The following is a 26292-nucleotide window of genomic DNA, read 5'->3' as shown; positions in this document are numbered from 1 at the left end:
GGCCCCACCCCCGGTTACTTCACCGAGGGGGTGACGAAGGGGGGCTTGGTGATCTGCATGGGGGCTCGGCGGCCGCGGATCTCGATGTCCACGACGTCGCCGTCGGCGAGCTTGGCGTCGGTGTCCAGCAGGGCCAGGGCGACGCCCTGCTTGCGGGTCGGCGAGAAGGTGCCGCTGGTCACCGTGCCGACCTGCGCGTCACCGACGTGCAGGGTCATCCCGGGCCGGGGAATGGCCCGGTCGACGGCCACCAGGCCGCGCAGCGTGCGCCGAGGGCCGGCGGTCTTCTCGGCGAGCAGGGCGTCGCGGCCCCAGAAGGCCGGCTTGTCCCAGCCCACCGCCCAGCCGGAGCGGGCCTGCACGGGGCTGATCTCCAGGGAGAGGTCCTGCCCGTGCAGCGGGTAGCCCATCTCGGTGCGCAGCGTGTCCCGGGCGGCCAGGCCGCAGGCACGCAGCTCGACGCCCTCGCCGGCGGCGAAGAGCGCGTCCCAGACCGTGACGGCGTGCTCGGCCGGTACCACCAGCTCGTAGCCCAGCTCGCCGGTGTAGCCGGTACGGCACACCGTCAGCTCCACCCCGGCCAGGCTGGCGGCGGAGAAGCTCATGTAGCCGTGCTCGGTGGGCAGACCGAGGGTGGTCAGCAACTCCGCCGAGCGCGGGCCCTGCACGGCCAGCACCGCGTACGCCTCGTGCTCGTCGGTGACGGTCACCTGCTCGGGGGCGGCGGCACGCAACCGGCGCACCACCTCGGCGGTGTTCGCCGCGTTCGGGATGAGGAAGACGTGGTCGTCGGCGTACAGGTAGGCGATGATGTCGTCCACCACGCCGCCGGTGGCGTCGTCGCAGCAGAGCGTGTACTGCGCCCGACCGGGGCCGATCCGGCCCAGGTCGTTGCTGAGGCAGGCGTTGACGAACTCGGCCGCGCCGGGGCCGCTCACCCGGGCCTTGCCCAGGTGCGACACGTCGAAGACCCCCACCGCGGTACGCACGGCGGTGTGCTCCTTGAGCACCCCGCCGCCGGCGTACTCCAGCGGCATCTCCCAGCCCCCGAAGGGGGCGAACTTGGCGCCGGCGGCGGTGTGCCGCTCGTGCAGCGGGGAACGGCGCAGCCGGGTCTCGGCGGCGGCGGAGGTCACGTCGGTCATGGGTGGCAACTTACCGGGGGCAACGCCGCTGGTTAGCATCGGCGGGACCCTGTCAGCGCCATCGACGGGACAGCCCTGACGTCCGGCGGGTAGGTTCCGCCGGAGACCTTCACCGCCGGTACGCGACGCCGCGACCGGCCCGGCCCGCCCGGAGTAGCTTCAGTGACATCACCCCGCACCACCATCCTGAGCCTGGTCGACACCGACCCGGCGGAGCTCGCCGTCGACGCGATCGTGATCGGCGTGCACAGCCAGACCGGAGAGCAGGGCGCCACCAGCGGCCTCGCCGGCACCCTGCTGCTGGCCAGCGGCGCGGAGAGCATCGCCGCCGCGTTCGACGGCAAGCTGACCGAGACGCTGGCGCTGCTCGGCGCGACCGGTGGCCCCGGCGAGGTGATCAAGCTGGCCACCCTGGGCACGGTCACCGCCCCGGTGGTCGCGGCGGTCGGGCTCGGCCCGGAGCCGTCGGGTGCCGCTCCGGCCCCGGAGACGCTGCGCCGGGCGGCCGGCGCGGCGATCCGCGCACTGGCGGGCGCGGCGAAGGTGGCGCTGGCCATGCCGCTGCCGGACGACGCCGACGCGCCGGCCGCGTTGCGCGCGGTCGCCGAGGGCGCGCTGCTCGGCGGGTACCGGTTCGCCGGCTACAAGACCCGCCCGCAGCCGGCCCGGCGGGAGCCGGTCGCCGAGGTGCTGGTCGCGGTGCCGGACGCCGGTGACGCGGGCGCCCAGGCGGAGATCAGCCGGGCGCAGGCGGTGGCCGGCGCGGTCCGGCTCAGCCGGGACTGGGTGAACACCGCGCCGAACGAGCTGCGTCCGCCGTCGTTCGCCGACGCGGTGGCCGACGCCGCCCGTGCCGCGGGCCTCGGGGTGGAGGTGCTGGACGAGGCGGCGCTGGCCGCCGGCGGCTACGGCGGCATCATCGCCGTCGGGCAGGGCTCGGAGGCCCCGCCGCGGCTGGTGAAGCTGACCTACACGCCGGAGGGCGGCGGCAACGGCAAGCGGGTCGCGCTGGTCGGCAAGGGCATCACCTTCGACACCGGCGGCATCTCGATCAAGCCGGCGCAGGGCATGTGGGAGATGAAGTCCGACATGGCGGGCGCCGCCGCGGTGGGTGCGGCCATGCTGGCGATCGCCGCGCTCAAGCCGGCGGTGGCGGTCAACGCCTACCTGCCGATGGCGGAGAACATGCCGTCGGGCACCAGCTACCGGCCGGGCGACGTGATCAGCATGTACAGCGGCAAGAAGGTCGAGGTGCTCAACACCGACGCCGAGGGCCGGATGATCCTGGCCGACGCCATCGCCCGCGCCTGCGAGGACGGCACCGACTACCTGTTCGAGACCTCCACCCTGACCGGCGGCCAGGTGATCGCGCTGGGCAAGCGGATGGCCGGCGTGATGGGCACCCCGGAGCTGTGCGAGCGGGTCCGGACGGTCGGCGACGCCGTCGGCGAGCCGGCCTGGCCGATGCCGCTGCCGGACGACGTGCGCAAGGGCATGGACTCCGAGGTGGCGGACATCTCGCAGGTCAACGCCGGGATGGACCGGGCCGGTCACATGCTGCAGGGCGGCGTGTTCCTGCGCGAGTTCGTGACCGACGACGTGGCCTGGGCGCACATCGACATCGCCGGGCCGGGCTACCACTCGGGTGAGCCGATCGGCTACTGGACCAAGGGTGGCACCGGCGTCCCGGTCCGTACCCTCGTGCAGCTGGTGGAGGACGTCGCCGTCAACGGCTGACCGCCACCTGACCTCGACGACGACCGGGGCGCCCCCTGCTGGGAGGCGCCCCGGTCGTCGTCTCAGTACAGCTCGGGGCGGCGTTTGCGGCGCTCGTTGAAGTCGCGCATCCGCTGCGGGTAGCCCATCAGCCGCACGTCGTACACGGGGATGCCCATCCGGTACGCGAAGCGGCGCGCGCCGTCCGGGCCGTCGATGCGCCGGCGGGTCCACTCCCCGTCGTCGGCGATCAGGATGACCGTGGTCTCGGTCACCGTCGTCCTCGGCTCGATGAACGCCTCGACGCCGCGCCGGCTCCGGACGAAGTTCTCCAGATGGTCCAGGTCGCCACGATCGGCGGCGCGGTCATGGCTCGGCACACGCGCCTGCTTGCGGCGGCGGAACAACCCCACCGGACCTCTCCCCCATGTTCTGTCATCGACATCGGTGCCAAGGGTACGTGTCGCCGACGTGTCGTTGGGCACCTCGGTACGCACCCTGTGCCCAGTGGTGACAAGATGACCGAGGTGGGGTGTGTCCGTGTTACCCCTCCGTGACCCCCGATGCAGTGACGCGACCTGGGAGTTGAGCGTGAGCGAGCCGAACGACGCAACCTTCGACATTGTCATCCTCGGAGGTGGCAGCGGCGGCTACGCGGCGGCGCTGCGCGCCGCCCAGCTGGACCTCTCCGTCGCGCTGATCGAGAAGGGCAAGCTCGGGGGCACCTGCCTGCACAACGGCTGCATCCCGACGAAGGCCCTGCTGCACGCGGCGGAGATCGCCGACCAGGCCCGCGAGTCGGAGCAGTTCGGTGTGAAGGCCGAGCTGATCGGCATCGACATGGCCGGGGTCAACTCGTACAAGGACGGCGTGGTCTCCCGCCTCTACAAGGGCCTGCAGGGCCTGGTCGGTGGCTCGAAGAACATCACCTTCGTGGCGGGTGCCGGCAAGCTGGTCGGCAAGAACGTGGTCGAGGTGGACGGCAAGCGCTACACCGGCCGCAACGTGGTCCTGGCCTCCGGTTCGTACGCCAAGAGCCTGCCCGGCCTGGAGGTCGACGGCGAGCGGATCATCACCAGCGACCACGCCCTCACCATGGACCGGGTGCCGTCGTCGGTGATCGTCCTCGGTGGCGGCGTCATCGGCGTCGAGTTCGCCAGCGTGTGGAAGTCCTTCGGTGTGGACGTGACGATCGTCGAGGCGCTGCCCCGGCTGGTCGCCGCCGAGGACGAGGAGTCGTCGAAGGCGCTGGAGCGGGCGTTCCGCAAGCGGAAGATCAACTTTAAGGTCGGCAAGCCGTTCGAGAAGGTCGAGAAGACCGAGAGCGGCGTCAAGCTGACCATCCAGGGCGGTGAGACCGTCGAGGCCGAGCTGCTGCTCGTCGCCGTCGGTCGCGGCCCGAACACGGCCAACCTCGGGTACGAGGAGCAGGGCGTCAAGATGGACCGCGGCTACGTGCTGACCGACGAGCGACTGCGCACCAGCGTGCCGAACGTCTACGCGGTCGGCGACATCGTGCCCGGCCTCCAGCTCGCACACCGGGGCTTCCAGCAGGGCATCTTCGTCGCCGAGGAGATCGCCGGGCAGACCCCCGCCGTGATCGACGAGGTCGGCATCCCGCGCGTCACCTACAGCGACCCGGAGCTGGCGTCGGTGGGTCTCACCGAGGCGAAGGCCAAGGAGCAGTACGGCGCCGACAAGGTCAAGACGTACAACTACAACCTGGGCGGCAACGGCAAGAGCCAGATCCTCAAGACCACCGGCTTCGTGAAGCTGGTCCGGGTCGAGGACGGCCCGGTGGTCGGCGTGCACATGGTCGGAGCCCGGGTGGGTGAGCTGATCGGTGAGGCGCAGCTCATCTACAACTGGGAGGCCTACCCGGCCGAGGTCGCCCAGCTCGTGCACGCTCACCCGACCCAGAACGAGGCCCTGGGCGAGGCGCACCTGGCCCTCGCCGGCAAGCCGCTGCACGCGCACGCCTGATCATTCAAACCGCGGCGTCCGGCGACGGGCGAAGATCCCCTAGGGGAATGAAGGAGTCTGGAGAAAATGCCGGTATCGGTCACCATGCCCCGGCTCGGCGAGAGCGTCACCGAGGGCACCGTCACTCGCTGGCTCAAGCAGGAGGGCGACACGGTCGAGGTCGACGAGCCTCTGCTCGAGGTCTCCACCGACAAGGTCGACACCGAGATCCCGTCGCCCGCTGCGGGCGTGCTGAGCCGGATCGTGGTCGGTGAGGACGAGACCGCCGAGGTCGGCAGCGAGCTGGCCGTCATCGCCGGTGAGGGCGAGTCGGCCGGTGGCGGCGAGGCCGCCCCGCAGGAGCAGCAGCAGGCCCCGGCCGAGTCGGTCGAGCCGGCCGCCGAGCCGACGGCCGCCGCCGAGGGCACCGCCGACGAGGTGGCCCAGGACGAGGCGCCGACCGAGACGCCGGCTCCGGCCGCCGCCTCGTCGGGCGAGGGCACCGCGGTGAAGATGCCGGCCCTGGGCGAGAGCGTCACCGAGGGTACGGTCACCCGCTGGCTGAAGCAGGTCGGCGAGACCATCGAGGTCGACGAGCCGCTGCTGGAGGTCTCCACCGACAAGGTCGACACGGAGATCCCGTCTCCGGTCGCCGGCACGGTCCTGGAGATCAAGGTCGCCGAGGACGAGACGGCCGCCGTCGGCGCCGATCTGGCGATCATCGGCGTCTCCGGCGCGGCCCCCGCACCCGCGAAGCCCGAGCCGAAGCCCGAGCCTGCGGCGGCAGCGCCGAAGGCCGAGCCGAAGCCGGAGCCGAAGGTCGAGGAGCCGACCCCCGGCATGTCGTACAACGAGCCGGCCGCGGAGACCGAGCAGGCCGCGCAGCCGGCGAAGGCCGAGCAGGCCGCCCAGCCGTCCGCGCCGACCCCGGCGCCGCAGCGCCCCACCGCGCCCGCCCAGGGTGGCGGCGAGGAGGCCGCCGGCTACGTCACGCCGCTGGTCCGCAAGCTGGCCAGTGAGCACGGCGTCGACCTGTCCTCGCTGAACGGCACCGGTGTGGGTGGCCGGATCCGCAAGCAGGACGTGCTGGAGGCGGCGGAGAAGGCGAAGGCGGCCAAGGCCGCTCCCGCCGCGCCGCAGCCGGCCGCCGCGGCACCGTCGGCGGCTCCGGCCAAGCCGGCCGCGAAGCCGCAGCCGAGCGCCAAGCGGGGCACCACGGAGAAGCTGCCGAGGATCCGGGCGACCATCGCCAAGCGGATGCAGCAGTCGCTGCACGAGACGGCGCAGCTGACCACGGTCGTCGAGGTCGACGTCACCAAGGTTGCCAAGCTGCGGGCCCAGGCCAAGGACTCGTTCCAGGCCAAGCACGGCGTGAAGCTGTCCTTCCTGCCGTTCTTCGCCCTCGCCGCCATCGAGGCGCTCCAGACCCACCCGATCATCCAGGCCAGCATGGACCTGGACGGCGGCACGATCACCTACCCGGCCGCCGAGCACCTCGGCATCGCCGTGGACACCGAGCGCGGGCTGCTCGTGCCGGTCATCCACAACGCCGGTGACCTCAACATGGGCGGCATCGCCAAGCGGATCGCCGACCTGGCCGAGCGCACCCGGGCCAACAAGATCACCCCGGACGAGATGGCCGGGGCGACCTTCACGCTGACCAACACGGGCAGCCGGGGTGCTCTCTTCGACACTCCGATCGTGCCGTCGCCGCAGTCGGCGATGCTCGGTACGGGTGCCGTGGTGAAGCGGCCGGTCGTGGTCAACGACCCGGAGCTGGGTGAGGTCATCGCGGTCCGGTCGATGGTCTACCTGGCCATGTCCTACGACCACCGGCTGATCGACGGCGCCGACGCGGCCCGCTTCCTGACCTCGGTCAAGGAGCGGCTGGAGGCCGGCAACTTCGAGTCGGAGCTGGGCCTGGCCTGATCCCGAGCCAACCGAAGAAGGGCGCCCCGGTCGTCGACCGGGGCGCCCTTCTCGTCGTTGGTGGTGGAGCGGGCGGGACCTCAGCCCTTGAGCAGCTGGGTCGAGACCTGCCAGAGCCGCTCGGCGGCCTCCGGGTCCAGTGCGTACGCGGCGACGCCGCGCCGTTCGCCGGGCTGGGCCAGGCCGGCCTCCTGGCAGTCCTCGAAGTACCGCCCGCCGGCTCCGTCGATCAGTGGCGACGCGGCGACCAGCACCGAGGTGGCGGCGCCCTGCTCGACGGTCTTCCAGGCCGCCGCGTTGCCCGCGCGCAGCCGGTTGAGCTCCTCCTCGGTGACGTAGCGCTGGAGGTTGGTCTGGATCGCCCCGGGCATCAGCGAGTTGGCCACGATGCCGTCGTCGGCCCAGAGCCGGGTCGCCTCCACGGCGAAGAGCACGTTGGCCGTCTTGGACTGCCCGTACGCCTCCCACGGCTCGTACGGCCGGCGCTCGTACTGGATGTCCTCGAAGACCACCGGTGAGCGCAGGTGGGCGGCGGAGCTGACCGAGGCGATGCGTGCCCCGTCGGCGGCGGCCAGCGCCGGGCGCAGGCCGGTGGCGAGCGCGAAGTGCCCCAGGTGGTTGGTGGCGAACTGCATCTCCCAGCCCTGCGGGGTCCGCATCTCGGGTGCGGCCATGATGCCGGCGTTGTTGACCAGCATGTGCAGCGGGCCGTCCCAGTTGGCCACGAAGTCCGCCACCGAGCCCTGGTCGGCGAGGTCCAGTGGGGCGACCAGGATGCGGTCGTTGCCGGTGCTCGCCGTGATGTCGTCGGCGGCACGGTGCCCGGCGTCGGTGTTGCGGACGGCCAGGGTGACCTGCGCGCCGGCGCTGGCCAGGGCGCGGGCGGTCTCGACACCGATGCCGGACGACCCGCCGGTGACGATCGCCCGCCGCCCGCCGAGGTCCACGCCCTGGATCACGTCCATGGCGGTGGAGTCATGGGTGAACGGTGTGGTGATCGGGGTGCTCGTCGTCATGATCCATCCTTGTCGGGGTGGGGCGGACCGACAGGCCCGCCACTACGATGGAAGCGGAGGATCCTCCGCTACGGTCGAGACTAACCGGAGTGTCCTCCGGATACCACTGCGGGGTGCGCCCGTCGGTCCGTACCAGCCAAGGAGGAGACGTGCCGGACACCGGCCCCCGCCCACTACGGGCGGACGCCGCGCGCAACCGCGAGCGACTGCTGAAGGCCGCGGTCCAGGCGTTTTCCCGCCCCGGGCCGGAGGTAACGCTCGACGCCATCGCCAGGGAGGCGGGCGTGGGCATCGGCACGCTCTACCGCCACTTCCCCACCCGGGAGGCGCTGGTCGAGGCGGCGTACCGCAACGAGCTGGGCAAGCTCTGCGACGCCTCCCGCGAGCTGCTCGACCGGTTGCCGCCGGATCGGGCGCTCCGAGGCTGGATGTCCCGGTTCATCGACTACCTCACCACCAAGCGTGGAATGTCCGACGCCCTGCGCCTGGTGATCGCCGCGGGCACCAACCCGTACGCGCAGAGCCGCGACCGCCTGCTGGAGGCGCTGGGCCGGCTGCTGGACGCGGGCATCGCCGCGGGCACCCTCCGGGCCGACGTCGAAACCGGCGACGTGCTGGCCGGCCTGAGCGGCATCTCCCTGGCCTCCGGCGAGCGCGCACAGGCCGACCGACTGCTCGACCTGCTGATGGACGGTCTGCGGCACCGGCCGACGAGCTGACCCGTTCCGACCTCCGGCGGGACCGGACGCTGCCAGAGTGGGACCGTGGGCGGCTACCGGCGGCGTGGACGGCTGGGTCCGGCCGTCCCGATCGCTCCCGGCGCCCGGGTGGACAAGTTCGAGGTGTTCTTCGACCTCGTCTTCGTCTTCTCGTTCTTCATCATCACCCGGGCGACCGCCGCGAACATCTCCGGCCGGCAACTGCTGCACGCCGGCCTGGTGCTCGCCGTGCTCTGGTGGATCTGGGTGGTGCACAGCCTGGTCGCCACCCGGGTGCGGCTCGGCGAGGGTTACGTGCCGGTGCTCATGGTCATCGCGATGGCCGCCCTGTTCGCGTTCGCGCTGGCGCTGCCGCAGGCGTTCAACGACCCGAGGGGCGGCGCCGCCGGCCCGATGCTGGTGGCCATCAGCTACGTCGTGGTCCGGGCCGTCCACATGATCCTCTATCAGCATGTGGTGCGGGACAGCCCGCAGGAACGCCGGCAACTGCGCCGCTTCGCCCCGGAGCTGGCGCTGAGCATCGTGCTGCTGCTGGCCGCCGCCCTGATCCCGCCACAGATCGCCGACCCCGACCGGGCCGCGATGGTCCGCGACGCCCTGTGGATCACCGTGGTGCTGGTCCAGTACGCCACCGGCTTCATCGTCGGCACCTGGGGCTGGGGGGTGACCAGCGCCGAGCACTGGACGGAGCGCTACGACCTCATTCTGATCATCGCGCTGGGCGAGTCGGTGATCTCCGTGGGCGTGGGTGGCAACCTGCTCGTCGGCAAGCCGGTCACCTGGCCGGCGGTGGCCGCCGCGACGCTCGGGATCTTCTTCACCGCCGCCCTGTGGTGGGCGCACTTCGACTTCGTCGGCCCGGCCGCCCGGATCGCCCTGCATGCGGCGGAGGGCAGCCCTCGGGTGGCGATGGCCCGCGACGCGTACGCGTACCTCTACCTTCCGATGATCGCCGCGGTGATCCTCTTCTCGATCGGCAGCGAGGAGATCCTGCACCAGATCACCGACCCGGCCGGCGGAGCCGCCGAACGGATCGAGGGGCCCGCCGTGCCGATGCTGTTCGGCGGAGTGATCTGTTACCTCGCGGCCAACCTGCTGTTCCAGCTGCGCACCCTGCACACCGTCACCTGGACCCGGATCGGCGTGCTGGTGGTTCTGGTGGCGGCCCTGCCGATCGGGCAGCACCTGCCGGCGCTGGGCGCACTCGGCCTCCTCACCGCCATCTGCGTGGCGCTGGTGGCCGTCGAGGTGCTGGTGATGTCGGGGTCCCGGCACGCGCTGCGCCGCGCCGTCTTCGAGGAGCGCACCACCCACGAGGCCCACGAGGCCGACTTCCGGGCACGCTGGCACGACCTCAGGGAACCCGACGAGCCCACCACCCCGTGACCGTCCCGGGATAGGCTACGGCCCAGCGTCGCGGTGCACCCGGCACGAAGGCCGCCGTGGGCATGGAGGCGCGGGGACAGCATGGGATCAACGTGCACCCAATCGGTTCACCGGCCGGCCGGCTCGCCGCCGTCGGCAATCAGATGATCGAGCTCCACCTCTGGCTCAGCGCGGAACTCGCCCGCCTCCGGGCGAGCCTCGGCGACACCACCCCCGATGCCCGCCCGTCGCGGGATCTGCGGGCCCACTGCCTCACCTTCTGCGCCGCCCTCGGCCGCCACCACACCGGCGAGGACGGCGGCGCCTTCCGGCTCCTGGCCGACCAGGTCCCCGAACTGCGCCCGGTGATCGACAACCTGATCGTCGACCACGAGGTGGTGGCGGGAATCCTGGCGCGGGTCGAGGAGCTGCTGGACGACGCGACGGAAGTGCCGGCCGCCCAGCTGCGCGCCGAGCTGGACGGGCTGGCCGCGCTGCTGGAGTCGCATTTCCGGTACGAGGAGAAGCGGCTCGTCGCCGCGTTGAACGCGCTCACCGGCCGGCCCGGAACCGCCGAGGACCTCCTCGGCCTGACCGCGCCGCCGCGACCCGCCGGCTGACGGCCGCCCGGCCGCCCGAACCGACCTACGGCACGGGCCGGGCGGCCTCCGCCGGCTGCCCGGCCTCCGGGGCCGGGCCGGGCAGCCGCTCGTAGAAACGGATCTTCTCCCGGAGGTGGTCGTACTGACGCTGGAGCAGGCGCATCTGTTCCTCCACCCGCACCGCGTGTCGCTTCAGCAGCTCACGCCGTTGGTCGGCGGTGTGCTCGCCCTCCCGGGCCAGCTGCGCGTAGCGGCACATCTGGGCGATCGGCATCCCCGTGTCGCGCAGGCAGCGGAACAGCACCAACCAGCTCAGGTCGTCGTCGGTGAAGACCCGCTGGCCGCCCGCCGTGCGGCCCACGTCGGCGAGCAGGCCGATCTTCTCGTAGTAGCGGAGGGTGTCCAGGCTGAAGCCGCTGCGCCGGGCGGCTTCGGAAGGGGCGTAACCGCTCATGTCCCGCGATGCTAGTGCTTGACCTGGAGCGCACTCCAGGTTGGAAGCTGGCCGGCATGACGACGACACGGACGCTGGGACGCAGCGGCATCGAGGTGAGCGCGATCGGGATGGGGTGCTGGGCGACCGGCGGTCCGCTCTGGGGCGACGGTGGGCAGCCGTTCGGCTGGGGCGAGGTGGACGACGACGAGTCGATCCGCACCATCCACCGCGCGCTCGACCTCGGGGTGACGCTGTTCGACACCGCCAGCAACTACGGCGCCGGGCACAGCGAGCGGATCCTCGGCCGAGCCCTGGCCGGCCGGCGGGACAGCGCGGTGATCGCCACCAAGTTCGGCAACGTCAGCGAGGAGGCCACCCGGCGGGCGCTCGGCACCGACGCCAGCCCGGCCTTCGCGGTGCGCAGCCTGGAGGACTCGCTGCGCCGGCTCGGCACCGACCACGTCGACCTCTACCAACTGCACATCAACGCACTGCCGGTGCCCGCCGCGCTCGACCTGGTCGGCACGCTGGAGGCCCTGGTCGACCAGGGCAAGATCCGGGCGTACGGATGGAGCACCGACGACCCGGCCTCGGCGGAGGCTTTCGCTGCGGCCGGCACACACTGCGCCGCCATCCAGCACGACGAGTCGGTGCTGCGGGACAACGCGGCGGTGCTGGCGGTCTGCGACAGCCACGACCTGGCCAGCCTCAACCGTGGGCCGCTGGCGATGGGGCTGCTCACCGGGTCGACCCGGGCGGTCGGCACCGACGACGTACGTGGGCGCGCACCCGAGTGGCTGGAGTGGTTCACCGACGGCCGGCCGACGCCACGCTGGGCGGCCCGGGTCGAACAGGTCCGTGCGGCGCTGACCGCCGACGGGCGCACCCTGGCCCAGGGCGCGCTCGGTTGGCTGTTGGCACGCAGCCCGCGCACCGTACCGATCCCCGGTCTGCGTACGGTCGCGCAGGCCGAGGAGAACCTGGCCACCCTGACGCTCGGCCCGCTGAGCGCCGAGGCGTACACCGAGGTGGAGCGACTGCTGGCCGACCTGCGCCCGGCCCACGTGGCCTGACCACCGGGGGCCGTCCCGGTCGCTCCGGCCACCAGAATCGGCTTGGTTTCCCCTCTGGAGTCCTCGCGCATCCGCCGGCGGAGTTCTGGGCGAAGATGGGGGCATGCGGATCCTTCTGGCCGGCGCGTCCGGCTTCCTCGGCACCCGACTGGTCGACCGGCTCTCGGCCGACGGGCACCAGGTCACCCGGCTGGTCCGCCGGCCGGCGCGCGACGCGCGGGAGCGGCGGTGGGATCCGTCCGCCGGGCAGCTCGACCCGGCGACCCTCGCCGAGTCGGACGTGGTGGTCAACCTGGCCGGCGCGGGGGTCGGCGACAAGCGGTGGAACGACGACTACCGGCGGTTGATCCGTACCAGCCGGGTGGACACGAGCAGCACCCTGGCGATCACCATCGCCGGGCTACCGGCCGCCGACCGTCCGCGGGTGCTGCTGAACTCGTCGGCGGTGGGCTGGTACGGCAACACCGGCGACCGGGTCGTCGAGGAGGACGCCCCGGCCGGTGAGGGCTTCCTGGCCGACGTCTGCCGGGTCTGGGAGGCCGCGACCCGGCCGGCGGAGGACGCCGGGGTACGCGTGGTGCGGCTGCGCACCGGCCTGCCGCTGCACCGCGACGGTGGGCTCCTCAAGCCGCAGCTGCTGCCGTTCAGGCTGGGCATCGCCGGCCGGCTCGGCAGTGGTCGTCAGTGGCTGCCGTGGATCTCGATGGCCGACTGGCTGGACGCGGTCGGCTTCCTGCTGGACCGCGACGACATCGCCGGCCCGGTGAACGTGGTGGGGCCGAACCCGGTGACGAACGCCGAGTTCACGCGGGAACTGGCCCGGCAGTTGCACCGGCCGGCGATCATCCCGATCCCGGCGCTGGCCCTCAAGGCGGCCCTCGGTGGTTTCGCCCACGAGGCACTCACCAGCACCCGCGTCCACCCCGGCGTCCTCACCCGGGCCGGCTACCCCTACCACCACCCCGACCTCTCCTCCGCCCTGCACGCCGCGCTGACCGCGTGACGCGAGGGCCCCTCCCGTCGGGTCGGGAAGGGCCCTCGCGCGGTGGTGGGTCAGCAGCCGACGACCCAGTAGTTGGGGCCGGTCTGCTTGAGGGCGCTGGTGTAGAAGGTGTTGTAGAGGCCCATCCGCTGGTTGGAGCCGTTCGCGTACGCGTAGCCCGCGGACTGGTAGGCCCGACCGGCGGTGACGTGCGCGTAGTTGGTGGCGGTCACGCAGGTCGCCGGCGTGGTCGGCGTGGGCGTCGGGGTGGGGGTGGCCGTTGGCGTGGGAGTCGGGTTGGTCCCGCCGCCGTTGAGCCCGAAGAAGAGCGCGTCCCGGTACGTCGAGCAGATGGTGTCGAGGAAGTACGCGCCGGCGGTGCCGCACTGGTCGGCGCCGGAGCCCGGGTCGACCGGGGTGCCGTGGCCCATGCCGGAGACCCGGTAGAGCCGTACGTCGTCGTTGCCGTACACCTCCAGGCTGGTGCCGCCGGGCAGCGACGAGGTGCTGCTCGGGGTCTGCGAGACCCCGCGCACGTTGGTCCACTGGTCCCGCGACTCGGTGCCGTTGAGCGGGGCGACCGTGGTGTCCGAGGTGCCGTGCCAGATGGCCACCCGGGGCCGCCGGCCGGTGTAGCCGGAGTACGCGCCACGGACCAGGTCGCCCCAGGCGGCCGGGCTCTTGTCCGTGCCCGGGTTCATGCAGCTGAACGCGTTGACCATGCTGGTGGCGCACCGGTACGGGATGCCCGCGATGATCGACCCGGCGGCGAAGACGTCCGGGTAGGTGGCGAGCATGACGGAACTCATGGCCGCACCCGCGGAGAGGCCGCTGACGAAGACCCGGTTGCCGTCCACCCCGAAGTTCGCCTTGGCGTGGTCGACCATCTGCTTGATCGACAACGCCTCACCCTGCCCCCGGGCGGTGTCGCCGGTCTCGAACCAGTTGAAGCAGGCGTTGGCGTTGTTGCCGGACTTCTGCTCCGCCACGATCAGCGCGAACCCCCACTGGTCGGCGTACTTGCGCCAGCCGGAGTTGGTGAAGTAGCCGGACGCGTTCTGCGTGCAGCCGTGCAGCAGCACCACGGCGGGTGCGTTGGCCGGCATGTTGTCCGGCCGGTAGGCGTACATGGCGAGGTTGCCGGGGTTGGATCCGAAGCTGGCGACCGCCGTGAGGCTGGCGGCCTGGGCGGGCACGGCGAGGGTGACGACGCCGGCGGCGGCGAGCACGAGCCCGGCGACCACGCCGGTCAGCCGGGTGAGCAGGGATGAGGAGCGGCGCACGGCGGCCTCCCGGGGCGGATTGTGAACTGGGTCACGGTCGAGTTGCCGAGACGTTACGTCGATGTGTCGTTGCTATGACATGGGGCACACTCACACATTCATCTCTATGAAGATGTGCTGTCGATCCGGCCCACTCGTGGAGGGTTGTGCGCCCGAAGGTTCCGTGTCTGACCGGCCGGTCCAGGTCCGGTTGGTAACGTCCGCTGCGTGCCGTCCTCCCCGTCGCTGGCCACCGGGCCCGCACCCGCGTCACCGCCGCGCGCCGCCCGGGACCGCCGGGCCGACCTGATCGTCGTGCTGGTGGCGCTCGCCCTCGCCGTCTGGGTGACCAGCGGGCTGTGGCGGGACCCGAACCTGCGCACCATCACCGTCAACTCCAGCGACCAGGCGCTCTTCGAGTGGCTGCTGGCCTTCGGCGGGCACGCGGTCACCCACGGGGACAACCCGCTCTTCACGTACCTGATCAACGTCCCGGACGGGGTCAACCTCGCGGTCAACACCTCGATCACGGTGTACGCGGTGGTCTTCGCCCCCCTCACGTACCTGATCGGGCCGCCGGCGACCTTCCTGGTGATCCTCACCCTGAACCTGTTCGCCACCGCGCTGGCCTGGTACTGGCTGCTCTCCCGGCACCTTGTCCGCAGCGGGCTGGCCGCCGGGATCGGCGCGTTGTTCATCGCCTACTCCCCCGGCATGGTCTCGCACGCCAACGCCCACCTGAACTGGACGGCCGGCTGGCTGGTGCCGCTGCTGATCTGGCGACTGTTCGCGCTGCGCCGCCCCGGGCACTGGCTGCGGGACGGGGTGATCCTCGGCGTCGCGGTCGCGGTGGCGTTCTCGATCGCCGCCGAGGGCCTGTTCTTCACCGCGCTCGCGCTCGGCGTGTTCGTCGCCGTCTGGGCGGTGCACCCGACGCACCGGGACGAGGCGCGGGCCGCGCTGCCCACCTTCCTGCGCGGGCTCGGGGTGACCGCGGTGGTGGCCGGCGTGCTGCTGTCGTACCCGCTGTGGCTGCACTTCGCCGGGCCGCAGCGGTTCCACGGCACCGGCTTCGACCCCGTGATCCACTCCGAGGACATCGCGGCGTTCGCCGCCTTCCCGCGCCGCTCGCTGGCCGGCGAGGCCGGGCTGGGCACCGCGCTGGCGCCGAACCCGACCGAGGAGAACTCGTTCTTCGGGATCCCGCTGCTCGTGCTCGCCGTGGTTTGCTTCGTCGCGCTCTGGCGGCGCGCCGACGCCGGCCGCCGGGCCGTCCTCTGGGCTCTGGGCGCCACCGCGCTGATCTTCACGGTGCTCTCCTTCGGCCCGGTGGCGAAGGTCGACGGGCGACGCACCGACCTGCCGATGCCGTTCGACCTGCTCGGGCAGTTGCCGGTGGTGAACGCCGCGCTGCCCGCCCGGCTGGCCCTGGTCGTCGCGCCGGTGATCGGCGTGCTGCTGGCGTACACCGTCGATCAACTACGCGCCGCGCCACCCCGGCACCGTTCCACGGAGCTGGCCTGGGCGCTCGGGTTCGCGGTGGCCCTGCTGCCGCTGCTGCCCACCCCGCTGCTGACCCGCGAGCGGGAGCCCATCCCGCAGTTCATCACGGCCGGCACCTGGCGGGAGTACGTCTCCCCCGGCGGGGTGCTCACCCCGCTGCCGCTGACCGTGGACATCTACCCCGACGGTCAGCGCTGGCAGGCGTACGCGCTGTCGCACGGGCACGGTGAGTTCGCCATACCGGGTGGGTTCTTCCTCGGCCCCGGCGGCCCGGACGGGCGCGGCCGGATCGGGCCGGTGCCACGCACCCTGAGCGCGCTGATGGACCAGGCCGGCCGGACCGGGCTGGTGCCGATCGTCACCGACGGCACCATCCGGGAGGTGCGCTCCGACCTGCGGCACTGGCGGATCGAGACGGTGGTCCTCGCCGACGAGGTGCACGGCGCGAAGTTCGACGTCGACGAGGAGGCGGTCCGGCGTACCGCCACCGCCCTGTTCGGGGAACCGCAACGGGTGGACGACGTCTGGCTCTGGCGCGTTCCGTCGTCCTGACCCGCCGCGGTGAGGCGGCTCACCAGGGATCCGAGCCGCTGGCGGGACTACGCTGAGGGGCGTGACGACGACGACCTCCGGCCTGACGGCCGTTCGTGCCGGCCTGCTCGAATACCAGGCCGCCTGGGACGAGCAGCGCCGCCTGCACGAGTCGGTGGTGGCCGGCGAGCGCGGCGACACCGTGCTGCTGCTGGAGCATCCGAGCGTGTACACCGCCGGCAAGCGCACCGAGCCGTGGGACCGGCCGGCGGACGGCACCCCGGTCGTCGACGTGGACCGCGGCGGCAAGATCACCTGGCACGGGCCGGGGCAGCTCGTCGGCTACCCGATCCTCCGGCTGCCCGACCCGGTGGACGTGGTCGCCTACGTGCGCCGCACCGAGGAACTGCTGATCGACGTGTGCGCCGAGTTCGGCCTGGCCGCCGGCAGGGTCGAGGGGCGCAGCGGGGTCTGGGTGCCCGAGGACGACCGGGGGCCGGCCCGCAAGGTGGCCGCCATCGGCATCCGGGTGGCCCGGGGCGTCACCCTGCACGGCTTCTCCATCAACTGCGACTGCGACCTGACGTACTTCGACCGGATCGTGCCGTGCGGCATCCGGGACGCCGGCGTCACCTCGCTCACCGCCGAGCTGGGCCGCACGATCACCGTCGCCGACGTGCTGCCGGTGGTCGAGCGTCGACTGTCCACCCTCGTCGAGGTCTGAGCACGTCGAGGTCTGAGCAAACAGGGCCGGCGCACGGGCCGGGGCATCGCGCCCCGGCCCGTGCGCCTTCCTCACGGCGTGAGGCGGTGCAGGTCGCGCGGGAACGCGGTGACCTCCCGGATGTTGGCCGCGCCGACCAGGCGGGCCACGAAGCGCTCCAGGCCGATGGCGAAGCCGCCGTGCGGTGGCATGCCGTGCCGGAACGCGTCCAGATACCCGGCGTACGGCTCGACCGGCTCGCCGCGGGCCGCCAGCGCCGCCAGGTAGTCGGCGTGCCGGTGCAGCCGCTGCCCGCCGGTGACCAGCTCCAGGCCACGGAAGAGCAGGTCGAAACCGTTCGAGTACGCCGGCCGGGCCGGGTCCGGGTGGGTGTAGAAGGGTCGCTTCGCCATCGGGTAGCCGGTGACGAAGAGGAACTCCGACCCGTGCTCCCGGCGGGCCCACTCCCCCAGTGCCCGCTCGTGGGCGGGCGCGAGGTCCGGCTCGTCCTCGGGTGCGCCGGCGATGCGCAGCGCCTCGGTGAAGTGCACCGCCGGGATCTCCGCCGGCACGGCCGGCGCCTCGACGCCGAGCGTCGCCAGTGCACCCGCGGCCCGCTCGCCCACCGCGCCCAGCATCCCGGCCACGACGTCGCGCAACACGCGCATCACGTCCCGGTGGTCGGCGACGAACCCCAGCTCCGCGTCGAGCGAGGTGTACTGCGCGAGGTGCCGGACGGTGTCGTGCGGCTCGGCCCGGAACACCGGCCCCACCTCGTAGACCCGTTCGAAGACGCCGACCATCAGTTGCTTGTAGAACTGCGGTGACTGGGCCAGGTACGCGGGCCGGCCGAACCAGTCCAGGGCGAACACGTTGGCGCCGCTCTCGGTCGACGAGCTGACCACCTTCGGAGTGTGGATCTCCACGAAGTCCCGGGCGTCGAGCGTGGCCCGGAACCCGGCCACGGCGGCCGCCGAGACGCGCAGCGCGGCCGACCGGGTGGGGTGCCGCAACGCCGTCGGCGCGTGGTCGAGCTGGGTGGGCAGGCTCGCGGTGAGCGCCGGCCGGTACAGGTCGAACGGTGGCGGCACGGCGGGCGGGCCGAGTGGGCGTACCGTCGCGTCGGTGAGTTCGACCCCGGCGGGCGCGGTGCCGTTCGCGGTGGCCGTGCCGACCACCTCGACCACGGTTTCCTCGGTGAGTTTCTCCAGGTCGGCGCGGGCGGCCGGGTCGGTGACGACGACCTGGGCCAGGCCGGCGGCGTCCCGCACGATCAGGAACGCCACCGACTTCAGCAGCCGGCGGCGGTGCACCCAGCCGGCGATCCGCACGGTCGTGCCGACGTGGAGGTGCAGGTGGTGGGAAAGGACGCGTTGCATGGTGGGCTGCTCCTCGGTCAATCGCGACGCCTTCGCCGCCCCGGGGAGGCGAAGCGTCGCATCAGCCCCAGGGAGGTGTGGGCGAGCGGGAACCTCGCGGTGCCACCACACCTTCGCCCCCGCCGGAGCGGGAGCCTCGTTCGTCGCCTGATGACCGGGGCCAGCCGGGCGGGCTCTACTGGGCACGGAGATGAGGCCCCGCAACCGTTCTTCCCGCAGCTCGGGAGGGTCTTCGCGCACCGGCGCCAGACCGCCTCTCAGCACCGGCGGCTCTCTGGACTGGCGGGTCGGTGCGCTACTCGGCTCCGTCGTCGCTGTTGCCGGTGACGGTAGCAGCCGACCGACGTGAGTGTGACGCGTATTTTCGACCCGTCGGTGTCGGGCGTCACAACATCCGCGGCGTGATGCCGGTCGCCTGACGCACATAGACGGTGGCCGTCCGGCGTAGGCTCGTTTTCGTGACGATCGAGCACTCCGCGCCGACGACCGGCCAGGCAGCGCGCACCGCAACGGCCGCCCCCGAGGGGCGTCGGCTGCTGCGGATCGAGGCGCGCAACGCCGAGACGCCGATCGAGCGCAAGCCGCCATGGATCAAGGTCAAGGCCAAGATGGGGCCGGAGTACACCCAGCTGCGCGGGCTCGTCTCGCGCGAGGGGCTGCACACCGTCTGCCAGGAGGCCGGCTGCCCCAACATCTACGAGTGCTGGGAAGACCGCGAGGCGACCTTCCTCATCGGCGGCGACCAGTGCACCCGGCGCTGTGACTTCTGCCAGATCGACACGGGCAAGCCGGCCGAGTTCGACGCCGACGAGCCCCGCCGGGTCGCCGAGTCGGTGGTCTCGATGGGGCTGCGCTACGCCACCATCACCGGCGTCGCCCGTGACGACCTGCCCGACGGCGGCGCCTGGCTCTACGCCGAGACCGTCCGGCAGATCCACGCCCTCCAGCCCGGCTGCGGCGTCGAGCTGCTGATCCCGGACTTCAACGCCGTTCCCGAGCAACTGGCCGAGGTCTTCGGCTCCCGCCCCGAGGTGCTGGCACACAACGTCGAGACGGTGCCGCGCATCTTCAAGCGGATCCGGCCGGCGTTCCGCTACGACCGCTCGCTGGACGTGATCCGGCAGGCCCGCGCCGACGGTCTGGTCACCAAGAGCAACCTCATCCTGGGCATGGGCGAGGAGCGGGCCGAGGTCTCCCAGGCGCTCCGCGACCTGCACGAGGCCGGCTGTGAGCTGATCACCATCACGCAGTACCTGCGCCCCTCGCCCCGGCACCACCCGGTGACCCGCTGGGTCAAGCCGGAGGAGTTCGTGGAGCTGCGCGAGGAGGCCGAGGAGATCGGCTTCGCCGGGGTGATGAGCGGGCCGCTGGTGCGCTCGTCGTACCGGGCCGGCCGGCTCTACCGGCAGGCGCTCGACGCCCGCGCCGGCGCCCCGGTCGCCACCGCGGGCTGACCCCGACCGGCCTGTCGGCCGGGCGGCCCCGTCGCCCGGCGGGCGGGTGCCATGATCGTGCGATGACCGTCGGGGTACGCGAGCAGCCACGCGGCGCGGGTCAACCGCGTCCCCGGCCCGGTGCGCGCCTCGGCCTGGTCGGCTGGCTCACCGGGCTGGCCCTGCTCGCCGGGGTGGGTTACCGACTCTGGCTGCTGGGCCACGCCGCGCCCCCGACGAACAGCGACGAGGCCACCATGGGCCTGGCCGCGCTGCACATCGCCCGGGGAGAGAACTTCCCGGTCTGGTTCTACGGCCAGCAGTACATGGGCACGCTGGAGGCCTACCTCGCCGCGCCGGTGTTCGCCCTGGCCGGCGGGCCGTCGCTGCTCGGCCTGCGGCTGCCCACACTGCTGCTGTACGCCGTCTTCCTGCTGCTGGCCTGGCGGTTGACGCTGCGGCTGACCGGGGACCGCTGGTTCGGGCTGTTCGTGGTGGCGCTGCTCGCCCTCGGCTCCGACCGGGTGGTCAAGAACCAGCTCATCGCCGGCGGCGGCTATCCCGAGATGAACGCCGTCGGGGTGGCGCTCGCCCTGCTCGCCCTGGACCTGGCCGCCGGCCGGCCGGGGTGGCGGCTCCTCCGCTGGGGGGCGTGGGGCTTCCTGGCCGGGCTGATGCTCTGGGTCGACCCACTGGTGCTGCCGTACGTCGTGGCCACCGGGGCGGTGCTGGTCGCGTTCCGTCGCCACGAGGTGCGCGGGGCGGCCTGGGTGCTGCTCGGAGCCGCCGCCGTGCTGGGGGCGGCCCCGCTGCTCGTACACAGCCTGCTGACCGGCCGGAACCCGCTGCACGCGGTGCTCGCCGCCGGCGGGGCGAACGCCAGCGCGGGCTGGGCGGACCGGCTGCACGGCGGGCTGCTGCTCGGCCCGCCGTTGGGCATGGGGTTCTGCGGGCCGGGGCGGTGCGCCGACTGGCAGCTGTGGTGGGCGCTGGCACTGCCGGTGCTGCTGGCCGTCGCCGCCGGCACCGCCTGGCGGACCATGCGCCGGCCGACCACCGCCACGGTCGACCCGTCGTCCCGGGTAGCGCCGGCGATGCGGCTGGCTCTCGTGCTGGCCGCGGTGGTCACCCTCGTCGCGTACACCGTGAGCAGTGCCGCCGGGCTCACCCCGGTGGAGAGTTCCCGCTACCTGTCCTGCCTGCTCATCTCCCTGCCCGCGCTGCTCTGGCCACTGTGGGCGGCTGCCCGACGCACGACCGGTTTGACGCCACTCCGTACGGTCGCGCTGGTCGTGCTCGCCGCCACGGTGGGCACCGCCGCCCACGCCACCTGGGGCGCCACGCAGACCGCACCGGCGAGCAGTGCCGCCGAGGCCCGGCACGCCGAGCTGGTGACCACCCTGCGGCAGCTCGGCGTACGGCACGTGCTCGCCGGCTACTGGACCTGCAACCGGCTCACCTTCGCCAGCGCGGAGGACGTGGTCTGCGCGGTCGTCGACGACACACTCCGTCCCGGCTTCGACCGTTACCCCGCGTACCGGCGGGAGGTGGAGCGGGCGGCGGCACCGGCCTGGGTCGCGCCGGTCGACTCAGCGCTGGCGGCCCGGCTCGACGACCGGCTGCGCGCCGCCCCGGGCAGCCTGGACCTGGTCACCGTCGACGGCTGGCGGATCTACCTGCCCCGCGCCTGACGGCCCGCGCGCCGGTCAGCGAGGTACGGCCGGCTCGGTGAGCAGGCCGAGGCGGTGGGCCAGCGCGGCGGCCTCCACCCGGTTGGTCACACCCAGCTTCGCGATGATCCGGGACACGTGCACGCTGGCCGTCTTCGGCGAGATGAACAGCCGCTCGGCGATGCGGCTGTTGCTGTGTCCCTCGGCGACCAGGCGCAGCACCTCCCGCTCCCGAGCGGTCAGCAGCTCGGCACCGGGGCCGACCTGACCCGACCCGCGCAGGCCGACCCGGCGGGCCAGGACGGCGGCCGACTCGGCCAGCGGCGTCGCACCCAGCCGCCGGGCGATCTCGGCGGCCTCGGTGACGGCCGCCGCCACCTCGTCCCGCTCGCCGGCGGCGGCCGCCGCCTCGGCCAGCGCCAGCAACGCCCGACCCAGCGGATACGGCTGCCCGTCGACGCGCCACGCGTCCACCGCCGCCCGCCATGCCGGCAGCGCCTGATCGCCGGCCGCGAGCAGCGCCGTGACCTGGGCGGCGTGCGCCCGCGCGGCCGGATGCCGGGCGGGCAGGTCGGCGGCGAGCGCCGCGACGGCGGCGGCCAGCTCCCGGTCGCCCACGCGGGCGGCGGTGCGGGCGGCGGCACTGAGCACCGGCCAACCCTCGCGGGGCATCCGCGGCAGACTCTCGTCCGCCAGCGCGACGTGGGCCACCCGGACGGCCTCGACCTTGTCGTCGGCTGCCAGCGCCGACTCGATGCCCAACTCGTGCAGCGGTAGCCGATGGTTCGGCCACAGGTAGGGCCGACCGAGGAAGGCCAGCGCCCGACCGACCGTCTCGTCGGCGCCCGGGTGGGCACGGGCCAGCCGCAGCCCGGCGGCCAACTGGAGCCAGTGCAGCTCGGTGACGCCGGACAGATCGATGCGGGCGGCCTCCGCGCACACCGCCGCGGCCTCGTCCCACCGGCCCAGCGCGATCAGTGCTTCGGCCCGGTTCGACAGCAGGTACGCCCCGGTGGATCGGCTGATGCCCACCCGACGCGCCTCGGCCACGCCGCCGGCGGCCGCCTCCGCGGATTCGGCGTAGTGGCCCAGTTCGCAGAGCACGTCCGACTGGTACACCTTGGCGAGCACCAGGGTCGGCGCGTCCCCGGCCGCGCGGGCCACCGACTCGGCGCGGCGCAGCTCTGCCAGCCCTCTTTCGAGGTCCCGCTCGCCGTGGCAGAGCAGGGCGATCCGGGTGGGCATCAACGCCAGGTCCGCGCCGATCGCCTCGGCGTCGGCGCTCGCCTCGGCAGCGACCTGCGCCGCCTGCGGGGGGTCGATCCGCACCAGGTGCGCGGCGATGTCACCGAGCAGCCGTACCCGCTCCACGCCGGCCGGGCCGCCCACCGCCAGCCGGTACGCCTCACCCAGCTCCCTGCTGCCGTCGCTCTTTCCGAGCAGGGCCAGCAGCCGCCCCCGCTGAACCAGCAGGCGGGCCGCGCGCAGTGGCGCGGAGTCGGCGTCCACTTCGGCCAGTGCGGCCCGGGTCAGGGTGATCGCCCGGCTGAAGTCACCGGCCGTGACGGCCGCGTCGAGGGTCTGCTCCAGCAACGCCAGGTGGTCCATGCCGAGCCGGTCGGCGGCGTCGGGCACCAGCTCCCACAGCTCGAGCACCCGCTCCAGCAGTCGGCGCTGCTCCGCGTACGCGTACCGGTCGGCGGCCGCGGCGGCGGCGACGTGCGCGGCGGTGAGCGCCCGGGGGTGATCGTGCGCGGCGTACCAGTGGTGAGCGATCTCGGCCGGGGCCCGGCCGGCGGCGACGAGGTGGGGCTGGGCCTCGATGGCGGCGGCGAACCGGGCGTGCAGCCGGGCGTGCTCGCCGGGCAGCAGCTCGTCGTGCACGGCCTCGCGGACCAGCGCGTGCCGGAACTCGTAGTCGCCGTCCGGGTCGGCCACCACGAGTTGGGCGGCCACGGCGGCGCGCAGCGCGTCCTCCAGTTCCGCGTCCGGCAGCCCGGCGACCTCGGCGAGCAGGTCGTGGGCGAAGCGGCTGCCACCGGCCGCGGCGATCCGCAGCACCCGCTGGGCCGGCTCCGGCAGCCGGTCCACGCGGGCCAGCAGCAGGTCACGCAGCGTCTCGGGAAGTGCCGCGCAGCCGAGCGGGTCGCCGGCGACGGCCAGCTCCTCGATGAAGAAGGGATTGCCCTGGGTGCGGTCGTGGACGTCGTCGACGGCCCGGGCGGCCGGTTCGAAGCCGAGCAGGTCGGCGAGGATCGCGCCGGTGCCGTCCCGGTCCAGGCGGCCCACCTCCACCCGCTCGACGCCCCGGGCCCGGTCCAGCTCGGCCAGGAAGGGGCGCAGGGGATGCCCACGCTGCAGTTCGTCGGTGCGGTAGGTGCAGACCAGCAGCAGCCGACCCGGCCGGGCGGCCCGAACCAGGAAGCCGATCAGATCCCGGGTGGAGCGGTCCGCCCAGTGCAGGTCCTCGATCGTCAGCACCAGCGGCCGGTCGTCCGCGAGCCGCTGGAACAGCTCGGCGACGAGGTCGAACAGGTAGCCGCGCGGGGCGTCGGTGAGCGGCGCGGCGACCGGTGCCGCCTGCGCCGCCGGTGCCCGGCCCAGCTCGGGCAGCAGTCGGGCGAACTCCGCCTCGTAGCCGGCGAAGACCTCGGCACCGTCGGCGCGCAGCACCGCGCGCAGGGCGGCGGCGAACGGGGCGAAGGGCAGGCCCGCCTCGCCCAGCTCCAGGCACTGGCCCACCAGCACGCGCGCACCCGTGTCGGTCGCCCAGCCGGCGAACTCCTCCAGCAGCCGGGTCTTACCCACGCCCGCCTCGCCACCGACCAGCACGGTGGTCGGTTCCCCCGCCCGGGCGCGGGAGAGGGCGTCGCGCAGCGCCGCGCTCTCCCGGTCGCGGCCGACGAGGACGGAGCTGGCGGCACGTACGGTCACGGGAACGAGCATGCCATGACGGCCGCCGCCACCGGCCCCGCCGATCGGGCGGTGACCGGGCGGCGGGGCCGTCTCGGCAGGCGCGGCACCACCGGCCGGTGGTGCCGGCGGCACGGTCACGATCACCGGCGGGCATCGCTGCTGCGGGACACCTGCTGGTGCCGGCCCAGCCAACCGTGGCCGACGCGACGCGCCAGCGACCTGGCGAGCCGGTCCGCCGCCGCCTCGGCGCGCAGCTCGGCGGCGTGCGTGTGGTGCAGGGAGAGCAGGAATTCCGCGTCGTTGCCGAACATGTCGGGCTCCTTCAGGTCGTCGTCATCTGCTGACCATGACTCTTCGCCTGAAGGCCCCGACCGGGCATGAGCACACCGCCTGATCTTCCCCGGCGCCACCCTCCTTACGCGCCGGCCGGAAACGTCTGAGTCGACGTAAGGTACTCAGCCGGCCGGCACCCGGACGCGGATCAACGAAGCCGGCGGCGCCCACTAGACTCTGCGGCATGGCAAAGCCCCAGGAGAAGGTCTCGTTCGGCCAGCGGCTGAAGCAGATCGGGATGGTGTTCCAGTTCACCGCCAAGCAGGACCGGTGGTTCGCGCCGCTGGTCGCCGCCGCGGTGCTCATCCCGCTCGCCCTCACCGTGGTCGCGGTCATCCTCTGGAGCTGGATCTGGCTCCCGATCGGCATCCTGTTCGTCCTGCTCGCGGTGCTGATCGTGCTGAACCTGCGGTCCAACAAGGCGATGATGAACGCCGCCGAGGGGCAGCCCGGCGCGGCGGCGCAGATCATGGAGAACATGCGCGGCGACTGGCGGGTGACCCCGGCCGTCAGCTCGACCACGCAGATGGACATGGTCCACCTGGTGATCGGCCGGCCCGGCGTGATCCTGCTGGCCGAGGGCAACCCGCAGCGGGTGCGTGGCCTGCTCGGGCAGGAGAAGCGGCGGCTGTCCAAGGTGATCGGCTCCGCCCCGCTGCACGACTACGTGATCGGGCAGGACGAGGGCGAGCTGCCGATCCGCAAGCTGCGCACGACGCTGCTGCGCCTGCCCCGCGCGCTCTCCGGCAAGGACGTCAACTCGCTGGACAAGCGGCTCAAGGCGCTCACCGCCCGGCCGCAGATGCCCAAGGGCGCGATCCCGAAGAACATGCGGCCGCCGGGCACCTTCCGCCAGTCGCGGGGCCGCTGACCCTGCGGTACGCCCCAGAGAGCCGGACCCCACGGGTCCGGCTCTTTGCTGTCGGCTCCACCGCGTCCCCGACCCTGCCGGCGGTCGCCCGGCGTATCAGCGGCGGGGCGCGTCGACGATGACCGAGTCGGTGAGGCGGTCGTGCAGGCCCCGGCGGTGTTCGTCCATGATCAGCGCGGGAACGACGAGGGCCAGCAGCAGGCCTCGGATGAGCCCTCGGAGCAGCCCGATCCGGCCGCCGTCGGCCCAGCCCACGCAGCGGATCTTCGTGATGTACATGCCCGGCGTCTGCGCGAACAGGCCGAGGAAGATGGCGTACACGAGGACCAGCACCAGCACCGGCGCCCAGCCGTCACGCACGGGGTCGGCGAAGATGTTGGCCGCCAGCAGGCAGAGCACCCAGTCGATGATCAGCGCCCCGAACCGCCGACCGAGGCTCGGCGGGGTGAAGGTGGCGTCGGTGGCGGGCGCTGCCGGGGCGTGCGGATTGGTCACAACAGCCAAGGGTATCCGCGTCGGGATTTCGGCTTCCGGGTGCCGCCCACCGCTCCGTGCTGAATCGGGCCAATCGCACCAGATGTCTTTACACTGGCGCAGTCGGTACGGCGTTCGCGGCAGGCCGAGGGCGGCGGGAGTGCGTCGCTGACGCTCCGCGAGGGACGTAACACGGCAGAAACACAGGAGACACGGCCGGGCAACCCCCCGGCCATAGCGTCGCCAGAAGCCTAGCCACCCAGTGGACGTGC

The 26292-nt window shown here is 73.1% G+C and carries 22 protein-coding genes; 13 read left to right on the top strand and 9 right to left on the bottom strand.

The window, feature by feature from the left end; genetic code table 11:
- Window positions 1–14: 14 nt before the first annotated feature.
- Window positions 15–1145, bottom strand: coding sequence for a glycine cleavage system aminomethyltransferase GcvT (gene gcvT / locus M8C17_RS28040; RefSeq protein WP_252419573.1), 1131 nt, complete (start codon window positions 1143–1145; stop codon window positions 15–17).
- Between the two features lie 162 nt (window positions 1146–1307).
- Between gcvT and M8C17_RS28035 the strand changes: the two genes are divergently transcribed.
- A complete protein-coding gene (locus M8C17_RS28035; RefSeq protein ID WP_252419572.1) occupies window positions 1308–2882 on the top strand; it encodes a leucyl aminopeptidase in 1575 nt (524 codons plus the stop codon).
- Between the two features lie 62 nt (window positions 2883–2944).
- Here the strand turns inward: M8C17_RS28035 and M8C17_RS28030 are convergent, their stop codons facing one another.
- Window positions 2945–3274 (bottom strand): hypothetical protein, encoded by a 330-nt coding sequence (locus tag M8C17_RS28030; RefSeq protein WP_252419571.1) that lies wholly within the window; start codon window positions 3272–3274, stop codon window positions 2945–2947.
- A gap of 178 nt (window positions 3275–3452) precedes the next feature.
- On the opposite strand from M8C17_RS28030, the gene lpdA reads away from it, so the two are divergent.
- On the top strand, window positions 3453–4844 hold the full coding sequence (gene lpdA / locus M8C17_RS28025; RefSeq protein WP_252419570.1) for a dihydrolipoyl dehydrogenase: 1392 nt from the start codon (window positions 3453–3455) through the stop codon (window positions 4842–4844).
- Window positions 4845–4910: 66 nt separating this feature from the next.
- Window positions 4911–6752: a 2-oxoglutarate dehydrogenase, E2 component, dihydrolipoamide succinyltransferase gene (gene sucB / locus M8C17_RS28020; protein ID WP_252419569.1), complete on the top strand. Its 1842-nt coding sequence runs from the start codon at window positions 4911–4913 to the stop codon at window positions 6750–6752.
- 80 nt (window positions 6753–6832) lie between these two features.
- On the opposite strand, the gene M8C17_RS28015 is transcribed toward sucB, so the two are convergent.
- Window positions 6833–7768 (bottom strand): SDR family NAD(P)-dependent oxidoreductase, encoded by a 936-nt coding sequence (locus M8C17_RS28015; RefSeq protein WP_252419568.1) that lies wholly within the window; start codon window positions 7766–7768, stop codon window positions 6833–6835.
- A 149-nt stretch (window positions 7769–7917) separates the two neighbouring features.
- Here M8C17_RS28015 and M8C17_RS28010 point away from each other — a divergent pair, with 149 nt between their 5' ends.
- From M8C17_RS28010 to M8C17_RS28000, 3 genes are all read left to right on the top strand, one after another.
- Window positions 7918–8487: a TetR/AcrR family transcriptional regulator gene (locus M8C17_RS28010; RefSeq protein WP_252419567.1), complete on the top strand. Its 570-nt coding sequence runs from the start codon at window positions 7918–7920 to the stop codon at window positions 8485–8487.
- Between the two features lie 45 nt (window positions 8488–8532).
- The gene (locus M8C17_RS28005; protein ID WP_252419566.1) at window positions 8533–9873 is read left to right on the top strand and encodes a low temperature requirement protein A; all 1341 of its coding nucleotides are present in this window, start codon (window positions 8533–8535) and stop codon (window positions 9871–9873) included.
- 92 nt (window positions 9874–9965) lie between these two features.
- On the top strand, window positions 9966–10472 hold the full coding sequence (locus tag M8C17_RS28000) for a hemerythrin domain-containing protein (RefSeq protein WP_252419565.1): 507 nt from the start codon (window positions 9966–9968) through the stop codon (window positions 10470–10472).
- A 25-nt stretch (window positions 10473–10497) separates the two neighbouring features.
- Here M8C17_RS28000 and M8C17_RS27995 read toward each other — a convergent pair whose 3' ends face one another.
- The gene (locus M8C17_RS27995; RefSeq protein ID WP_252419564.1) at window positions 10498–10908 is read right to left on the bottom strand and encodes a MerR family transcriptional regulator; all 411 of its coding nucleotides are present in this window, start codon (window positions 10906–10908) and stop codon (window positions 10498–10500) included.
- A 56-nt stretch (window positions 10909–10964) separates the two neighbouring features.
- On the opposite strand from M8C17_RS27995, the gene M8C17_RS27990 reads away from it, so the two are divergent.
- Together M8C17_RS27990 and M8C17_RS27985 are read left to right on the top strand one after the other, a co-directional pair.
- The gene (locus tag M8C17_RS27990) at window positions 10965–11963 is read left to right on the top strand and encodes an aldo/keto reductase (RefSeq protein ID WP_252419563.1); all 999 of its coding nucleotides are present in this window, start codon (window positions 10965–10967) and stop codon (window positions 11961–11963) included.
- Window positions 11964–12066: 103 nt separating this feature from the next.
- On the top strand, window positions 12067–12966 hold the full coding sequence (locus M8C17_RS27985) for a TIGR01777 family oxidoreductase (RefSeq protein WP_252419562.1): 900 nt from the start codon (window positions 12067–12069) through the stop codon (window positions 12964–12966).
- 50 nt (window positions 12967–13016) lie between these two features.
- Here the strand turns inward: M8C17_RS27985 and M8C17_RS27980 are convergent, their stop codons facing one another.
- Window positions 13017–14228 (bottom strand): PHB depolymerase family esterase, encoded by a 1212-nt coding sequence (locus M8C17_RS27980; RefSeq protein ID WP_252419561.1) that lies wholly within the window; start codon window positions 14226–14228, stop codon window positions 13017–13019.
- Between the two features lie 207 nt (window positions 14229–14435).
- Between M8C17_RS27980 and M8C17_RS27975 the strand changes: the two genes are divergently transcribed.
- Together M8C17_RS27975 and lipB are read left to right on the top strand one after the other, a co-directional pair.
- Window positions 14436–16262, top strand: a complete 1827-nt coding sequence (locus M8C17_RS27975) for a DUF2079 domain-containing protein (RefSeq protein ID WP_252419560.1) — start codon at window positions 14436–14438, stop codon at window positions 16260–16262.
- A gap of 61 nt (window positions 16263–16323) precedes the next feature.
- The gene (gene lipB / locus M8C17_RS27970; protein WP_252419559.1) at window positions 16324–16965 is read left to right on the top strand and encodes a lipoyl(octanoyl) transferase LipB; all 642 of its coding nucleotides are present in this window, start codon (window positions 16324–16326) and stop codon (window positions 16963–16965) included.
- A gap of 71 nt (window positions 16966–17036) precedes the next feature.
- Here the strand turns inward: lipB and aspS are convergent, their stop codons facing one another.
- Window positions 17037–18323: an aspartate--tRNA(Asn) ligase gene (aspS, locus tag M8C17_RS27965; RefSeq protein WP_252419643.1), complete on the bottom strand. Its 1287-nt coding sequence runs from the start codon at window positions 18321–18323 to the stop codon at window positions 17037–17039.
- 458 nt (window positions 18324–18781) lie between these two features.
- Between aspS and lipA the strand changes: the two genes are divergently transcribed.
- Window positions 18782–19777 carry a lipoyl synthase gene (gene lipA, locus M8C17_RS27960; protein WP_374559408.1) on the top strand — a complete coding sequence of 332 codons (996 nt, stop codon included), beginning with the start codon at window positions 18782–18784 and terminating at the stop codon, window positions 19775–19777.
- 62 nt (window positions 19778–19839) lie between these two features.
- Complete coding sequence (locus M8C17_RS27955) at window positions 19840–21447, top strand: hypothetical protein (protein WP_252419557.1); 1608 nt, start codon at window positions 19840–19842, stop codon at window positions 21445–21447.
- A gap of 15 nt (window positions 21448–21462) precedes the next feature.
- On the opposite strand, the gene M8C17_RS27950 is transcribed toward M8C17_RS27955, so the two are convergent.
- Window positions 21463–24360, bottom strand: coding sequence for an AAA family ATPase (locus tag M8C17_RS27950; RefSeq protein WP_252419556.1), 2898 nt, complete (start codon window positions 24358–24360; stop codon window positions 21463–21465).
- A gap of 122 nt (window positions 24361–24482) precedes the next feature.
- Window positions 24483–24653 (bottom strand): hypothetical protein, encoded by a 171-nt coding sequence (locus M8C17_RS27945; protein ID WP_252419555.1) that lies wholly within the window; start codon window positions 24651–24653, stop codon window positions 24483–24485.
- A 206-nt stretch (window positions 24654–24859) separates the two neighbouring features.
- Between M8C17_RS27945 and M8C17_RS27940 the strand changes: the two genes are divergently transcribed.
- Window positions 24860–25546, top strand: a complete 687-nt coding sequence (locus M8C17_RS27940; protein ID WP_252419554.1) for a DUF4191 domain-containing protein — start codon at window positions 24860–24862, stop codon at window positions 25544–25546.
- Between the two features lie 96 nt (window positions 25547–25642).
- On the opposite strand, the gene M8C17_RS27935 is transcribed toward M8C17_RS27940, so the two are convergent.
- The gene (locus M8C17_RS27935) at window positions 25643–26041 is read right to left on the bottom strand and encodes an RDD family protein (RefSeq protein WP_252419553.1); all 399 of its coding nucleotides are present in this window, start codon (window positions 26039–26041) and stop codon (window positions 25643–25645) included.
- Window positions 26042–26292 lie beyond the last annotated feature (251 nt).

Origin of the sequence: Micromonospora sp. RHAY321, from assembly GCF_023896955.1 — a bacterium.
Lineage (GTDB): Bacteria > Actinomycetota > Actinomycetes > Mycobacteriales > Micromonosporaceae > Micromonospora.
This window is presented reverse-complemented; position numbering and strand designations above follow the sequence as displayed.

What these genes read in the sequence shown, in the direction of transcription:
- gcvT (WP_252419573.1), bottom strand. Translation starts at nt 1,145, where the DNA reads ATGACCGACGTGACCTCCGCCGCCGCCGAGACCCGGCTGCGCCGTTCC.
- sucB (WP_252419569.1), top strand. Translation starts at nt 4,911, where the DNA reads ATGCCGGTATCGGTCACCATGCCCCGGCTCGGCGAGAGCGTCACCGAG.
- M8C17_RS28015 (WP_252419568.1), bottom strand. Translation starts at nt 7,768, where the DNA reads ATGACGACGAGCACCCCGATCACCACACCGTTCACCCATGACTCCACC.
- M8C17_RS27995 (WP_252419564.1), bottom strand. Translation starts at nt 10,908, where the DNA reads ATGAGCGGTTACGCCCCTTCCGAAGCCGCCCGGCGCAGCGGCTTCAGC.
- M8C17_RS27990 (WP_252419563.1), top strand. Translation starts at nt 10,965, where the DNA reads ATGACGACGACACGGACGCTGGGACGCAGCGGCATCGAGGTGAGCGCG.
- M8C17_RS27985 (WP_252419562.1), top strand. Translation starts at nt 12,067, where the DNA reads ATGCGGATCCTTCTGGCCGGCGCGTCCGGCTTCCTCGGCACCCGACTG.
- aspS (WP_252419643.1), bottom strand. Translation starts at nt 18,323, where the DNA reads ATGCAACGCGTCCTTTCCCACCACCTGCACCTCCACGTCGGCACGACC.
- M8C17_RS27955 (WP_252419557.1), top strand. Translation starts at nt 19,840, where the DNA reads ATGACCGTCGGGGTACGCGAGCAGCCACGCGGCGCGGGTCAACCGCGT.
- M8C17_RS27945 (WP_252419555.1), bottom strand. Translation starts at nt 24,653, where the DNA reads ATGTTCGGCAACGACGCGGAATTCCTGCTCTCCCTGCACCACACGCAC.
- M8C17_RS27940 (WP_252419554.1), top strand. Translation starts at nt 24,860, where the DNA reads ATGGCAAAGCCCCAGGAGAAGGTCTCGTTCGGCCAGCGGCTGAAGCAG.